Here is a 14700-nt window from a genome sequence, read left to right as displayed (position 1 = left end):
CTAGCGGCCATTTTTTGTTGTTTTTATTGGTTAGTTTCTATTGTATTTCGCTATTCCCATAATCTTACGTAACTAGTTGATATTAAATTACTAAGCATGGTGGGAGGGGGTTTTATATATAAAAAAGGCTTAGATATTTTTTAAGCCTATTTAAAGCATACGTTAGATATGGTTCATGAGAGCGATTAAAATGAGTATGTAACACCAACGCGTGTTTTTAACTGACGTTCACTCTCTTCCGCTGAGCCATAATCTGATGTCCAAAATTCAACATAAGGTCTTAGATTATCGAATTTATAGCCGATTTTTACCCCTAAATCCCATTCCCAATCTTTTCCATTCGCTTTGACTTGATCTTCATAGCTTTTGACGTAGTTCGCCTCATAACTTAATTGAAGGTTTTTTAAATCTTCATCTTGGAACTTATAAGCGCCAGTCAATGTAAATTTACCTTGTTGAACCGTTTCACCAGCTAATGCTATTTTTTCGCCGTTAACTTTTGTGAGAGAACTACTTGAGCTGTCTGTATAGTTTTGGAATTCATGACGGTAACGAAGAGCCGTTGTTAGGCCGAAGTCGGCTTTATACCCAACACGAAACTGTGGTTTAAGTGTCATTTTTTCATCGCCAAACGTAATAGGCATACCTGGCTGCAAATACCATTTGTCATCTAACGCATAACGAACACCCCAATCAAATTCAGAATCTCCGCGCTCCAATTGGTTGTATATATCGCCTTCTGCATTTGGAGCAAATTTTTGTTCAACGCTAAAATATAGCTTTGTCTCATCTGCTATTTTCGTGCTTCCACCAATTTTAATACGATGCGCGTATTTATCGTCTTCATGCTTATGTTCTGCGCGGTAATCAAGAGTTGCGCCAGTCGCTGTGCCTGCAAGAAGAGTTGTAGCGATAATTGCAGCAATTTTTGTAACAGAGTTCATACCTTTGTCTCACTATTATTTTTTATTTTGGATACATCCAATATATCCGTGGCTCACAAATCAACATTTAAATTATATTGAATTAATGTATTACAAATATGGTATTTATTCCTGGGTGGTATTTCTGTGAGATTTATCAAAAGTTCCGAATAGTGACTTGTTTATATAGTTAAATGTAATGAACATCTCAATTGTGGCTCTATTTTCCAAGTTAATCATGACTTGGTTCTCATATTGTTAAGCTTCAAAAATACGCCTTTTAAATTGAGTTAACATAAGACAAATTGATTGTTTTACGTTTGCTAATGATGATGGGAACAGTCTCGACTGTTAGAAATAGCAGTCGTAGCAAAAGGCAAGGCCAGTGAATACGAGGCAGGTATTTGAAATTGGTTTAGAGATGTTGTTTTGCAGGTGACTTGTTCGAGTTAAAGAAAATCGTGATGACGAATTAGTGTTCAAAAGTAGTTTCTGTGCTGAGAGTGTACTCAGTATCTGTTAACAATAAAGGATGACTCATGTTTAAGAAAAACATATTAGCAGTGGCGTTATTAGCGACTGTGCCAATGGTTACTTTCGCAAATAACGGTGTTTCTTACCCCGTACCTGCCGATAAATTCGATATGCATAATTGGAAAATAACGATTCCTTCGGATATTAATGAAGATGGTCGTGTTGATGAAATAGAAGGGGTAGCCATGATGAGCTACTCACATAGTGATTTCTTCCATCTCGATAAAGACGGCAATCTTGTATTTGAAGTGCAGAACCAAGCTATTACGACTAAGAACTCGAAAAATGCTCGCTCAGAGTTACGTCAGATGCCGCGCGGAGCCGATTTCTCGATTGATACGGCCGATAAAGGAAACCAATGGGCATTGTCGAGCCACCCAGCAGCGACTGAATACAGTGCGGTTGGCGGAACGCTAGAAGCGACGCTAAAAGTGAATCACGTTGCGATTAACGCTAAGTTCCCAGAAAAATACCCAGCGCATTCTGTTGTGGTTGGTCAGATTCATGCTAAAAAACACAACGAGCTAATCAAAGCTGGAACTGGTTATGGACATGGTAATGAACCACTGAAGATCTTCTATAAGAAGTTTCCTGACCAAGAAATGGGTTCAGTATTCTGGAACTATGAACGTAACCTAGAGAAAAAAGATCCTAACCGTGCCGATATTGCTTACCCAGTATGGGGCAATACTTGGGAAAACCCAGCAGATCCAGGTGAAGCGGGGATAGCGTTAGGTGAAGAGTTCAGCTACAAAGTGGAAGTGAAAGGCACCATGATGTACCTGACATTTGAAACTGCTCGCCACGATACCGTTAAGTATGAGATCGACCTGAGTAAGGGCATCGATGAACTCGATTCACCTACGGGTTATGCGGAAGATGACTTCTACTACAAAGCGGGCGCATACGGCCAATGTAGCGTGAGTGAGTCTCACCCTGTATGGGGGCCTGGTTGTGGTGGTACTGGCGATTTCGCTGTCGATAAAAAGAATGGCGATTACAACAGTGTGACTTTCTCAGCACTTAAGCTGAATGGAAAATAGTTAGCAGTTAGCAGTTAGCAGTTAGCAGTTAATAGCTAGAGCTGATTAGATAACAGAGTAGGGCGATCGAAACGCTAGCCTCAAAGAACATGTTCAAAGGCCACTTAACACAACGTTAAGTGGCCTTTTTGTGAGTCGAGCTCGCCCCAAGCGTTTCTAGTGATGCGTTGACGGTGAATCTTATCCAATGTTTAAACGTTGGTTAACTCATATCAACCAAACCTCCAGCTACTTACTACTTACCTACACTCCAAAGTCAGGCTCCTAAAACAAAACAACCTCGCCAAGTGGCAAGGTTGTTGTCGACAGCTCAGCTAAAGCTTTTTCTGGAGCTAGGTAAGACGATTAGTCATACATCAGCTCGTCGGCTTTGTTCGCATCAAACTCTTTTAAAGACTTACGTGCTAGATGTCGGAATGGGAACGCTTTAACTATCTCTTCGAATGGTTGGATAGCAAACGCCCAAAAGATAGAACCGTCTAAACCAAAGATGATCAATGCGCAAAGCGGGATTGAAACGACCCATTGGCCAGTAAAGTTGATTTTGAATACATCGGTCGTTTTACCTAGCGCTCTTAACACGTGCCCGTGAACGGTGTTGTAGCCACGAACGATCGGCAAGAAGATGTAGAGCGGGGTAATCACAGCCAGCGCTTGATAGGTAGAAGGATCCAAGTCTGGATACACATCGCCAATCACCAAACTTAATCCTGCAAACATCACCGCACAAACTACCGAAATGCCCACCGCAACATCGATACTGGTATCAACGTTTTTGGTCAGGTCATCCATTTGCTTCGAACCGATCGCTTGGCTGATCGTAATCGCGGAAGAGTGAGCCCAAGCGGTAATGAATTGAGTACCGGCACGGATCCACGGCATTACCAAGGTAATCGCTACGTAGGCGTTGATATTAAGTTGCGAGTACAGCAATTGGTAAATCGTGGCACCAATCGAAAGCATGGTCACATTTGCAGCGACAGGGAATATCTCAATGAAATGGCGACGAATGTTGGTGATGAACTCTGACTTTTCCGTATCCAATTTTAATGAAACAGATGAGTCGTAGTGAACACACAGAATCAAATACACAAGACGAATGGTGATAGCGATAACGCTGCCGAGCGCTGCACCTTGTACGCCAATCCCGTCAAAGTTTGTGAAGCCGTGAATAAGCACATAAGAGAGCACAGCGTTGATCGGCAATTCGATCAAGTAGCCTTTAAACGGAACTTTGGTTCTTCCTAACCCGTTAAACAACGCGATGATCACCTGCGTTAATGCAGTGAAAATCACCAGATATTTTGAAATATCCAGATAGTGGCTGATCTCAAGGTGAAGAGTTTTATCGTCGGTTAAGGCTTGAATCAAAGGTTGTTCAAAAAAGGTAAGTAGAAGCCAGAATATTGCTGCGACGCCAAAGTTGATGAACAATCCTGCCCAAAATGCTTTGGATAACGAAGAGGTGACACCAGAACCAACCGCACGGCTGAGAACCAGTTGCGTACCATTCGCCAGCGCCATTTGAATACCCAACACAAACGCGATGATGGTCGTAGCAATCCCCATGGCAGCAAGAGGAATCTCACCGAGCGGAGAAACCAATAGCGTGTCGATCATCAACATCGACTGCATCAATAATGCGTTTAAGGCTAGGGGCCAAGCGAGAGAGAAGTTTTTCCTAACATACGATTGCGAAGACACAAACAACACCTTATGTGTATAACCGTAAGTTTTCTCTGAGAGGACCCGAGTTCACCATTTATAGGTGAAACACTACGGTAATGGATGGTTAAAAAATGGGCACTAAAACATGACTGACTCGTGTATTGGGATGCACGAGTCAGTCTGGTAAATCTTAATTATGCGATGGCTAGTTCAACCCGAGACAGCTTTTGGTTTTCATCATCAAGTAAAGCTTGAGAGGCGATTCGAGCCTGATTCGCATTGCCTGACATAATCGCATCGTATATTGCTTTATGCTCTTCTAAACAAAAGCGACCGCCTTCGACAGAGTGGTCGATAAACTGCTTGAAGATTGTCGACAGAATGTTTGCGAACGGAATATAAAATTGGTTACCCGTCGATAGGAAGATCGTTTGGTGAAACAGGTGGTCGTTGGTTGTCCACTCTTCATAATCAAAGCCGTTTGCTGCGATGGTCATCTTTTGGAACAGAATCGAAAGCTCTTTGCGTTGCTCTACCGTAGCGTTGGATGCCGCAAGTGCACACGCTTCTGGATCAATCGCTTTTCTTAAGCCTAAGAATTGAGACAAGAAGGGTTTGGTGTCTTCTAAGTCTTGAATCCAATACAGTAATTGTGGATCTAAAAAGTGCCATTGCGTTCTTGGCTTGATACGAGTGCCTACTTTAGGCTTAGATTCAATCAACCCTTTGGCTGAAAGTAGCTTAGTCGATTCTCGAAGCGCAGTTCTGCTGACTCCAAAGATCTCACACAACTCCATTTCGCTGGGTAATTTCTGATTTTCTTCTAGCTCGCCGGACAAGATTTTGCGAGCAATTTGTCTCGCTACTTGAACATGAATTCGGCGGCTTGAATCTTCCACCAATGTAAATATTGACATTTAAACCACCTGAAATTGAAACTTTAAAAACAAAAAAAGCCAGACGAATTTGGCGTTTTGGTGTCAGTGTATACGTCTAATATAGTGTGAGGTTTTCCCTCATCGAATAGTACTTTTTAAATCGCTACACATCAGAGTCGCCTATCTTACAGCTTACCCTTATATAAATCATACAATAACACTTGCCATGTTCAAGAGGGTTCATCTCAAAACTGATCATTAACGGCATAATTAGGGAGAGTAAGAGTGGTTTTGTGAGTTCACGCATACGAAAATATGTAAATAAGAACTATTTGTATGAATAAATAGTTAGGTTTGGTTTTATGTGAATAATACGTATAAAGTAGGTTAAATGTTGCTCTAGGCCATATCAGTAGTGACCTCTCGTTATTCATACGCTAAGTTGGTGCAGATATAAATCAGTGCTATAATCCGGTTTAAATAATACATATCTTATAAGTAAGTAGACACATGGCTGGCTCTTTCAATTCAATTTCAGGCTCTAAGCGAAGCCTTCATGTGCAAGTTGCACGTGAAATCGCTCGTGGTATTTTGTCGGGCAATTTGCCTCAAGGTTCTATTATCCCTGGTGAAATGGCTCTATGTGAGCAATTTGGTATCAGTCGAACTGCATTAAGAGAAGCAGTTAAGCTTCTGACTTCAAAAGGCCTATTAGAATCTCGTCCTAAAATCGGTACTCGTGTTGTCGACCGTGCATACTGGAACTTTTTAGATCCTCAGCTTATCGAATGGATGGATGGACTAGCTGATACCGATCAGTTTTGTCATCAGTTTTTAGGTTTACGTCGTGCGATTGAACCTGAAGCGTGTGCATTGGCAGCTAAGTTTGCAACTGCAGAGCAACGTATTGAATTATCAGAAATTTTTCAAAAAATGGTAGAGATTTCTAGCGAAGAAACGCTTGATCAAGCTCGCTGGTTAGATATTGATATGAAGTTCCATAGCCTTATCTTCAATGCAACGGGTAATGATTTCTACTTACCGTTTGGCAACATATTGACGACGATGTTTGTTAACTTTATTGTGCACTCTTCAGAAGAAGGCAGCACATGCATTAACGAACATCGCGCAATATACGAAGCCATTATGGCAGGCAATAGTGATAAAGCACGCCAAGTTTCGGCAAGTCACTTGCAAGAATCAAATCACCGATTGCCTGTAACAAGCTAACTGAAAGCACTTGATGTGCCCTTACAAATTTTAAAGCACGCATTTAGCGTGCTTTTTTGTATCTGTATTTTTATGTTTCTGACATTGCACTTCTTATTCTGATCTCTAAAACTTGATCAATTCTGCTATTCAACCTAAAAATCAACTCGCAACTCGATATATTAATTATATAATAATACTAATCAAACAAATGCGAGTATGGTTATGCCTCAATCTCTTTTGCCAAATATTCTTCAATTTATCGGTCAGATAGATCCTTTCGATAAGATCCCTAAACAAGCACTTCGTGAACTTGCCTCCAATGTTCAGATCACTTATCTCGGCAAGGGGGATGTGGTTGATCTATGTGAGTCGGGTAAAGAAAAGTCGCTTTACATCATCCGAACCGGTTCTATGGAGCAAAGAAAGTCAGACGGTGTACTTCGTGCTCGTTTAGGCAGTGAAGACTTGTTCGGCTTTACGTTCTTAGATTCTGAAGTTAATGACGAGAAAGGCTACAGAGCGATCGCAATCGAAAATAGCTTACTTTATGTGATTCCACATTCGGCGCTTCAAGCGTTGTTCAAGGCATTCCCAAGCTGCGCAGAACACTTTGCATCACAGGCGCAGGTTCGGTTGAAGTCGGCACTTGATGTTGTGTGGTCAAATAAAGAAAAAGGCTTGTTCATTCGTAAGGTTGAAGAAGTGGCAAGCGGGCAGGTGGCTATCGTTAAGTCTGAACAAACTATTCAGTCGGTCGCGGTTGAAATGCTTCATCAACGCTCACCATGTGCCGTGATCTATGAGGGTGAAACCATTGTTGGTTTGATTACCGACCGTGACATGACTAAGCGAGTGATCGCCCACGGTGTCAGCACTGATAGCCTGATCTCCGAGGTGATGACGCATTCTCCACTGACGGTAAAACCGGATGATCTGGTGCTGCATGCTGCGTCTATCATGATGCAATTCAACATCCGTAACTTGCCCGTTGTGAAAGAGAATAAGGTCGTTGGTCTTCTCACTACGTCTCACTTAGTTCAAAACCACCGTGTCCAAGCGATCTTCTTAATCGAGAAAATCAAATACGCGGGCAGTGTGAAAACCATGTCTTCGTTTACCCCAGAGCGACAAGCTATTTTTGAAGCGCTGGTGGAAGGCAAGGTTGCACCGGAAACCGTAGGTAAGGTCATGACCATGATTATGGACGCCTACACACGCCGATTGATTCAGATAGCGATTGATAAGTTAGGCCCACCACCTTGTGATTTTTCTTGGATTGTTGCGGGCTCGCACGCTCGTAATGAAGTTCATATGCTGTCGGATCAAGATAGTGCGATTGTACTCTCTGACGATGCGACAGACAGTGACCGTATTTACTTCAAACATTTAGCGATGATGGTGACTAACGGATTAGCGAGTTGTGATTATCCATTGTGTCCGGGTAAATTCATGGCTGCGACACCAAAATGGTGTCAGCCACTCAGCGTTTGGAAGCACTACTACAAGAAGTGGGTGGCTAACCCTGAGTACGAACGCTTACTCAACATCAGTGTGTTCCTAGAAATTCGAACCATCTATGGCAACAGTGAGTTCGAAGGCATTCTTCGTGATGAGTTGCATTCTAACATTCGCAGTAACCGTGAGTTTTTAAGCACACTAGTGAAAGATGCGGTAAACACCAACCCGCCATTGGGTATTTTCAATAGTTTGGTTCTAGAGAAATCGGGTGAGAACAAGAAAACACTCAATGTGAAGAAGTACGCCATTAACTTGATTATTGATCTTGCGCGTATTTACGGATTAGCGGTGGAATGTGATTTGTCAGCAACCGATGAACGTTTCGCAGCTGCCAATGAAAAAGGCATGCTGAGCGACGACGCATTCAAGAACATTCTGGGCTCTTACCAGTTCATTCTCTCTTTCCGATTTGGTCATCAACTTGAAGCGCTGAAGAACGGGGATGTGCCTGACAACAACATCAACCCAGATAGCTTTGGTAGCTTTGAGCGTAAACACTTGAAAGATGCCTTTAGGATCATTGCTGACCTTCAAGAAGCCGCGAAAATCCGTTTCGGAGCACGCTAATGAAATCGTTTTTAAATTACTTTCATCCTCTTGAGAAAATTAAGCGCACACGAAAGCAATATTTGAATACGGTTAAGCTGCCAGAGGCGTTACATGCTCTTGTGGATCAACCTTGCCCAGAGATGACGGACTTGGCCAAAGATAGCGAATATATCGTTTTAGATCTTGAAACTACAGGCTTAGACAGCGAGCAAGACCTTATTCTATCTATGGGTTGGGTCGATGTGGTCAAGGGGCGAATAGACTTAGCGTCCGCCAAGCATATTTATCTGGATAACGATTCGCAGATCAATGCTGAAACTGCAGTTATCAACCACATCACACCACAAATGCTGGAAGAGGGCGCTTCAATTCATGATGCTATGCTGACGTTTTTCGAAGCCGCAAAAGGTAAGATCATCGTCGCGCACGCTTGTGTGGTCGAAGAGAAGTTCATTAGCCAATACCTTCTTCGATGCTACGGTTTAAGAGCGATTCCTCTGCTTTGGCTTGATACCTTGTGTATTGAGAAAAGCATGGAGAAAGCGATCAGCAATCATGAAGAAGTCGATTTAACCTTGGCAGGGACTCGCGAAAGGTACGGGCTTCCTGAGTACAACAGCCACAATGCATTAGCCGATGCCGTTTCGACAGCGGAATTGTTTTTGGCTCAGCAGAAGCGAGTCGTGCCTAATGATGAAGTGACACTTTCCTTTTTATATCGGATCAGCCGTTAGGGTTGTATCTTCCTGTAAGCGAATCATTGTTGAATGACCTGATTTGAAAGAAGAAAAGCCAGCGATTAAGCTGGCTTTTGTTTAGGTCTTAGAAAATTAGGACAGTAATTACCTTAGATTATTTATATAGCTATCGATTAGAAGCTGTAAGTTAGACCAACACGGCTACGCAGTTCACGAGTCGCTTTAGTCGATGAAGTACTCACATCACCAAACTCTACATATGGTGCCCATTGACCCATAATGTGGCGAATACTTGCATTTAACTCGTAGTTTGTATCATCGTTGTCGTAGATGTTGTAATCATCTGCTTTGTAGTAGTTACCTTCAAAACCGAAACGCCAGTTCTCCATTGAGTAGTTGATGTTTGCTGTTAAGCGATGGCGACGTTGGTTTTCATCGTTTTGATAAGTTAAGTAGCCGTTATCTAAGATTGGCTTGCCGTCTGAGTCAGTTGCAATTGATTTTGTGTTCTGTCTCATATCGTAACGGTAACGTGCACTTAGGCTTAAACCGTCAATGCTGTCGACACTGTATGTCGCGCGAACTTGAGGTTTGTATGTGACACCAGACTCGCGACCTTCTATTGGCATACCGTAAGTCATCGTCCAGTTATCGTTAAGCACATGGCGATAATTAAGACCAAGTTCCCAACCATTATTCTTCAAATCTTCCATAAACTCGCCGTCTTCTCCCTTGAATTTCGCTTCGATATCTACAAGGAAGTTGCCAATGCTATCGCCCAGTTTTACACGAGTAGCGTGTTGATCTGTATGACTCTTGTATTCGTGTCTCATATCGAAAGACGCCGCAGATACAGAGCCAGCAGCGAGTACAGATGCCACAGCAATCACGATTTTAGTTTTATTCATGGTATTAATTCCATATTTATAGGTTGAGTATTGGCCTCAAGTTAGAGCCAAATAGGGTAATTCGTTTGATTAATGCAACAGTCTTTTTAAATCTGTTGAATTCGCCGAGCTCTGTTTGCATTAAAATAATACAAATATGCTATAGATAATGTGAAGGTCGATCTGTGAATTAGATCTTGTTGTTATCATAAATCTCATTTACACAGATCGTTACAAATTGATAAGTTAAGTAATTCATTGTTTTAAAAGAATAAATATTAATTTATTTGTTAGGGGTTCTTTCTGTAATGTGCGCTATAGCAAAAATAGTAATGTTTCACTGTAGATTTTATTTGTAATACATTATTATTCTTTGGCGTTCGGGTGGTGGGTGAATAAGATCACTATGATGGCTGAGCGACAAAGCTGATCTTGAATTTGAGATTGGTATGAGGGCAGGTTGTCTAATGCTGTCGGATGAACCATCGACGATGTGAATTTTTGAATGAATTGAAACATGTGGGCTTTATCTGTTTTGGGGACAGTAAGCTAGAGGTGGAGAAGGCTGTCAGTCTTCAGTCTATGTTAAAAAAAATAATTAAGGTGTTTTAGGTAATACCTTAATTATTGCTCCCAACTATTCTAATTATAACTTCTGCTTTCGTTTAGAAAGGTAGGACATGGTAGTGAAGATCTGCCCTTGCGCTCATGTTGATACAGGCAACATGAGCGTTTTTTTGTCTGAAATCTGAGTTGAGGGTTATCTGGGGCATCTATCAAGACGATTAACGATTAAGCTTTTCGGTTGCTCACCGCACGTTCAAGTGAATCCGTTTGACCCACTACTGCAGTTGCACTTTTCAATGTATCAGGTACGAAGAGGTGGGGTTGATAGGTAGGTGAGGTTGATAGATAAGATCAACGTTATTCACGCTGAGATTACCTCTGAAAAGTAGCCTCATGACAATGCAGTCCGTTCTAGTAATATGCGCTCAGGAAGAGCAGTGCTATGGGCCAATTATACAGGATTTAGGACAGTCTCAGTAAACTAGCCCTTAGCACAAACTTATACTGGACTAGCTTTCTGTCGGCATCCAAACTTGTTTAGACGTGATTTTGTGGTCTTTAAAGGTCAGTTCTTCAACCTTGTCACCGTTAGTATTCCAGCGAGTGAGTTTCCCGTTTGCTACTTCGCCTTCATCAAATTTCGCTTGGCTAGCCTTATTGCCATTAGGGTAGTAGTTCGTTACTAATCCATTTGTTTTCCCGTGACTGAATTCGGCTGTTAGGCTTTGTTCGCCATTCGGATACCAACGAGAGCCAGCACCCGACAGCTCATTGTCTTTATAGCTGAGCTCAGCTTTTTTCTGACCGTTGGGATACCAGGTTTCAGCCTTGCCTTGCAGTTTACCTTTAACGTAATTCACTTTAGAAGCGACTTGGCCATTCTGATACCAATTTGTTTCTAACCCAAGTTCTAGACCATCGGAAAATTGGGCTTTGGTCGCGATTTGGCCGTTATCGAACTTCTCTTCAAATTGGCCAGTAAATGGCTTTGAATGGTTGACTTGGTAAGCCACGCCTTTTCGCATCTGCAAATAGTCAACAACATCATCATTGCTGGTGGCTGCATAGCTCATAGAAGACATCGTACTAAGAGCAATTAAGATTGGGACGTATTTCTTCATAATGACACCTTTTTAATGGACGGGGAAAGTGTAATCGGTGTGTTAAAAGCATTTCACTTCCGTGAAAGACTGTCAGCTTTTATTAGTGGTTTTCAAGTTTTCATTATTGAGGTGCCAAGTTGCGGAACTTCGGAACGGTTCGGTTTTTTATTTAGTTGTAGAATCTAGTAATCATACAAAATAAACATTTTCACTTTGTTGGTAAATGGAGTTTCTCTATCCATTTACCTTGTAGATGGCTCGTATATGACGTTAGCATCTATGTTAGTTATTTGTCCTTTGTGCTTATTTTGTTATATATCAGTGTCTTGGTGTTTTATGGTTCTTGTCTTTGATGTTTGAACTGAAAATTAACGTTTGGGAGGTGTAAGTTTGATGCATCGTGTTGACTGTTGTTGCAAATTTGAACTCGATCACTTGTATGATTATTTAAGTCCTGGACTGTAAGATTACTGTCACGCATTTAAATTATTGTAGTACAAATGTGATTGCCATCTATCTATAGTGACCTTAACAAAAAACATGAATAAAAAGGTCTCAAGATGGAACTCAATACCCTGATAGTTGGCATCTACTTCCTATTCTTAATTGCGATAGGGTGGATGTTCCGAACGTTTACAAGTACGACAAGTGATTACTTCCGTGGGGGAGGTAATATGCTGTGGTGGATGGTAGGTGCAACCGCATTTATGACCCAGTTCAGTGCTTGGACATTTACTGGTGCAGCAGGTAAAGCTTTTACCGATGGTTTTGCCGTAGCGATTATCTTCATCGCGAACGCATTCGGTTACCTAATGAACTACCTTTACTTCGCTCCGAAGTTCCGCCAACTGCGCGTTGTGACGGTAATTGAGGCGATTCGTATGCGTTTTGGTAAGGTTAATGAGCAAGTATTTACTTGGTCTGGCATGCCAAACAGCGTTATCTCTGCTGGTATCTGGTTGAACGGCCTTGCGATCATCGCATCGGGTATCTTCGGCTTTGATATGACAACGACGATTGTCCTAACGGGTCTGGTTGTACTGGTAATGTCAGTAACAGGCGGCTCTTGGGCGGTAATCGCATCTGACTTTATGCAGATGGTTATCATCATGGCGGTAACGGTGACGTGTGCTGTGGTTGCGATTTACCACGGTGGCGGCGTTACGCAGATCGTTAACGACTTCCCAACAGATTCATTCATTACGGGTGATAACCTGAACTACATGAGCATCTTCAGCATCTGGGCTGTGTTCATCTTCTTAAAGCAGTTCAGCATCACCAACAACATGCTTAACTCTTACCGTTACCTTGCAGCGAAAGATTCAAACAACGCACGTAAAGCTGCACTGCTTGCTTGTGTACTAATGACGCTTGGTCCAATCATCTGGTTCATGCCTTCTTGGTTCATGGCAGGTCAAGGTGTTGATTTAGCAGCAGCTTACCCAGACGCTGGCAGCAAAGCCGCTGACTTCGCTTACCTTTACTTTGTTCAAGAATACATGCCTGCAGGTATGGTTGGCCTTCTGATTGCCGCTATGTTTGCTGCGACTATGTCTTCAATGGACTCTGGTCTAAACCGTAACTCAGGTATCTTTGTTAAGAACTTCTACGAGCCGATTCTTCGTCCTAAAGCGACAGAGAAAGAGCTAATGGTTGTTTCTAAGCTAACGTCTACTTTCTTCGGTATCGCGATCATCTTGGTTGCTCTGTTCATCAACTCTCTTAAAGGTCTGAGCCTTTTCGACACCATGATGTACGTGGGCGCATTGATCGGCTTCCCTATGACAATTCCAGCATTCTGTGGCTTCTTCATCCGTAAAACACCGGATTGGGCAGGTTGGGGTACGCTAGTAGTCGGTGGTGTGGTTTCTTACTTCGTTGGTTTCGTTATCACAGCGGACATGATTCAAAACTGGTTCGGTCTAAACGAACTAACTGGCCGTGAGTGGGCTGACCTGAAAGTGGCTATCGGCCTTATCGGTCACATCGTATTTACTGCTGGCTTCTTCGTTCTTTCAACACTGTTCTACAAGCCATTACCGGAACACCGTGAGAAAGATGTCGACAAGTTCTTCAACAATCTAGCAACACCGTTAGTTGCTGAGAGTAATGAACAGAAGAAACTGGATAACAAGCAACGTCGTATGTTGGGTTCACTTATCGCGGTAGCGGGTGTGGGCGTAATGACAATGTTCGTACTGCCAAACCCTATGTGGGGACGCATGGTATTCGTTCTGTGTGGTTTGATTGTGTTCTCTGTCGGTCTGTTACTTGTTAAAGCGGTCGATGACAAAGTCGAGCAACAAGACGAAGTGACGCCAGCCGAAGGCTAATTCCTTTTAAATCAAAAACTATAACTTTTTACAGCGGCTACCGATTGCGGTAGCCGTTCGTTTGAACTGCCAAAGTTTAATGTGATATGTACGGAGAGCTTTTGAAAATCACTCAATAAGCTTTCTGGCTTTAGCTCATACTGAAATAATTTAAAAAGCCCCAATAGGTAAATGCTTATTGGGGCTTTTTAGTGTTCTGTTTCTAGGCTCAGGGCTCAGGGCTCAGGGCTCAGGGCTCAAGGCGTAACGTTTAAGTCTAGGATTTGTACTTATGCAGCAGATCCCAAGGGATATGGCATAAGTGGTGATCTTCAGGGAACTGGCTTAGGTGATGCTGGTGGATATCATCACTCGCGACATAATGAGTTAACGGCAATATCTCGAGTGCGATACGGTCGGCATCATCTCTTGAAGCAATATAGTGCTTAGCTTCTTTTAAGTGTGCTGCGTTGGTGCTGTATACGCCTGTGCGGTACTTCTCTCCGACATCGACACCTTGTTTATTGACGCTGTAAGGGTCGATAATCTCAAACAAGTGTTTCATCAAAATCATTACAGACGTGACGCTTGGATCAAATTCAATTTGTACGCACTCTGCATAGCCATCGTAATCGCTTTGTGTGCCATTGCATTGCGTGCTATTGCATTGTGTCGTCCCGTTTTCGGTTAGCTGGGCGCTTCCATTGGCACGACCTGCTTCTGTGCTGATAACACCAGGAACGTACTTAATAAATTCCTGTACGCCCCATAAGCAACCGCCAGCTAAATAAATTTGTTCCATACTTAC

11 protein-coding genes are annotated in these 14700 nt (G+C 42.4%); 5 read left to right on the top strand and 6 right to left on the bottom strand.

Annotated elements, in window-relative coordinates; genetic code table 11:
• Positions 1-185: 185 nt before the first annotated feature.
• Positions 186-944, bottom strand: coding sequence for an oligogalacturonate-specific porin KdgM family protein (locus ACED25_RS18265; RefSeq protein WP_102257326.1), 759 nt, complete (start codon positions 942-944; stop codon positions 186-188).
• A gap of 518 nt (positions 945-1462) precedes the next feature.
• Here ACED25_RS18265 and ACED25_RS18260 point away from each other — a divergent pair.
• The gene (locus ACED25_RS18260) at positions 1463-2500 is read left to right on the top strand and encodes a polysaccharide lyase family 7 protein (protein WP_371695836.1); all 1038 of its coding nucleotides are present in this window, start codon (positions 1463-1465) and stop codon (positions 2498-2500) included.
• A gap of 345 nt (positions 2501-2845) precedes the next feature.
• Here the strand turns inward: ACED25_RS18260 and ACED25_RS18255 are convergent, their stop codons facing one another.
• Both ACED25_RS18255 and ACED25_RS18250 read right to left on the bottom strand, forming a co-directional pair.
• Positions 2846-4213, bottom strand: a complete 1368-nt coding sequence (locus tag ACED25_RS18255; protein WP_371695835.1) for an MATE family efflux transporter — start codon at positions 4211-4213, stop codon at positions 2846-2848.
• A gap of 149 nt (positions 4214-4362) precedes the next feature.
• A complete protein-coding gene (locus tag ACED25_RS18250) occupies positions 4363-5085 on the bottom strand; it encodes a FadR/GntR family transcriptional regulator (protein WP_139684996.1) in 723 nt (240 codons plus the stop codon).
• 471 nt (positions 5086-5556) lie between these two features.
• Between ACED25_RS18250 and ACED25_RS18245 the strand changes: the two genes are divergently transcribed.
• The 3 genes from ACED25_RS18245 (at position 5557) to ACED25_RS18235 (ending at position 9059) form a co-directional block, all read left to right on the top strand.
• Entirely contained in the window at positions 5557-6276 is a 720-nt protein-coding gene (locus ACED25_RS18245) for a FadR/GntR family transcriptional regulator (RefSeq protein ID WP_371695834.1), read from the top strand.
• Between the two features lie 204 nt (positions 6277-6480).
• Entirely contained in the window at positions 6481-8343 is a 1863-nt protein-coding gene (locus ACED25_RS18240; RefSeq protein ID WP_017103045.1) for a DUF294 nucleotidyltransferase-like domain-containing protein, read from the top strand.
• Complete coding sequence (locus ACED25_RS18235) at positions 8343-9059, top strand: 3'-5' exonuclease (protein WP_012603745.1); 717 nt, start codon at positions 8343-8345, stop codon at positions 9057-9059. The genes ACED25_RS18240 and ACED25_RS18235 overlap by 1 nt, the downstream gene beginning before the upstream one ends.
• A gap of 137 nt (positions 9060-9196) precedes the next feature.
• On the opposite strand, the gene ACED25_RS18230 is transcribed toward ACED25_RS18235, so the two are convergent.
• Together ACED25_RS18230 and ACED25_RS18225 are read right to left on the bottom strand one after the other, a co-directional pair.
• Complete coding sequence (locus tag ACED25_RS18230; RefSeq protein WP_009846528.1) at positions 9197-9931, bottom strand: oligogalacturonate-specific porin KdgM family protein; 735 nt, start codon at positions 9929-9931, stop codon at positions 9197-9199.
• A 1055-nt stretch (positions 9932-10986) separates the two neighbouring features.
• On the bottom strand, positions 10987-11598 hold the full coding sequence (locus tag ACED25_RS18225; RefSeq protein WP_371695833.1) for a toxin-antitoxin system YwqK family antitoxin: 612 nt from the start codon (positions 11596-11598) through the stop codon (positions 10987-10989).
• 542 nt (positions 11599-12140) lie between these two features.
• Between ACED25_RS18225 and ACED25_RS18220 the strand changes: the two genes are divergently transcribed.
• Positions 12141-13913, top strand: coding sequence for a transporter (locus ACED25_RS18220; RefSeq protein WP_102383490.1), 1773 nt, complete (start codon positions 12141-12143; stop codon positions 13911-13913).
• Positions 13914-14169: 256 nt separating this feature from the next.
• On the opposite strand, the gene ACED25_RS18215 is transcribed toward ACED25_RS18220, so the two are convergent.
• Positions 14170-14694, bottom strand: coding sequence for a peptide-methionine (S)-S-oxide reductase (locus ACED25_RS18215; RefSeq protein ID WP_371695832.1), 525 nt, complete (start codon positions 14692-14694; stop codon positions 14170-14172).
• Positions 14695-14700 lie beyond the last annotated feature (6 nt).

Source organism: Vibrio sp. 1F263 (assembly GCF_041439035.1).
GTDB classification, from domain to species: Bacteria; Pseudomonadota; Gammaproteobacteria; order Enterobacterales; family Vibrionaceae; genus Vibrio; species Vibrio tasmaniensis_A.
This window is presented reverse-complemented; position numbering and strand designations above follow the sequence as displayed.

Bases quoted from the DNA above. Each gene is read 5' to 3' on its own strand.
- ACED25_RS18225 (WP_371695833.1), bottom strand. From the start codon at position 11,598: ATGAAGAAATACGTCCCAATCTTAATTGCTCTTAGTACGATGTCTTCT.
- ACED25_RS18230 (WP_009846528.1), bottom strand. From the start codon at position 9,931: ATGAATAAAACTAAAATCGTGATTGCTGTGGCATCTGTACTCGCTGCT.
- ACED25_RS18240 (WP_017103045.1), top strand. From the start codon at position 6,481: ATGCCTCAATCTCTTTTGCCAAATATTCTTCAATTTATCGGTCAGATA.
- ACED25_RS18245 (WP_371695834.1), top strand. From the start codon at position 5,557: ATGGCTGGCTCTTTCAATTCAATTTCAGGCTCTAAGCGAAGCCTTCAT.
- ACED25_RS18250 (WP_139684996.1), bottom strand. From the start codon at position 5,085: ATGTCAATATTTACATTGGTGGAAGATTCAAGCCGCCGAATTCATGTT.
- ACED25_RS18235 (WP_012603745.1), top strand. From the start codon at position 8,343: ATGAAATCGTTTTTAAATTACTTTCATCCTCTTGAGAAAATTAAGCGC.
- ACED25_RS18220 (WP_102383490.1), top strand. From the start codon at position 12,141: ATGGAACTCAATACCCTGATAGTTGGCATCTACTTCCTATTCTTAATT.
- ACED25_RS18265 (WP_102257326.1), bottom strand. From the start codon at position 944: ATGAACTCTGTTACAAAAATTGCTGCAATTATCGCTACAACTCTTCTT.
- ACED25_RS18260 (WP_371695836.1), top strand. From the start codon at position 1,463: ATGTTTAAGAAAAACATATTAGCAGTGGCGTTATTAGCGACTGTGCCA.
- ACED25_RS18215 (WP_371695832.1), bottom strand. From the start codon at position 14,694: ATGGAACAAATTTATTTAGCTGGCGGTTGCTTATGGGGCGTACAGGAA.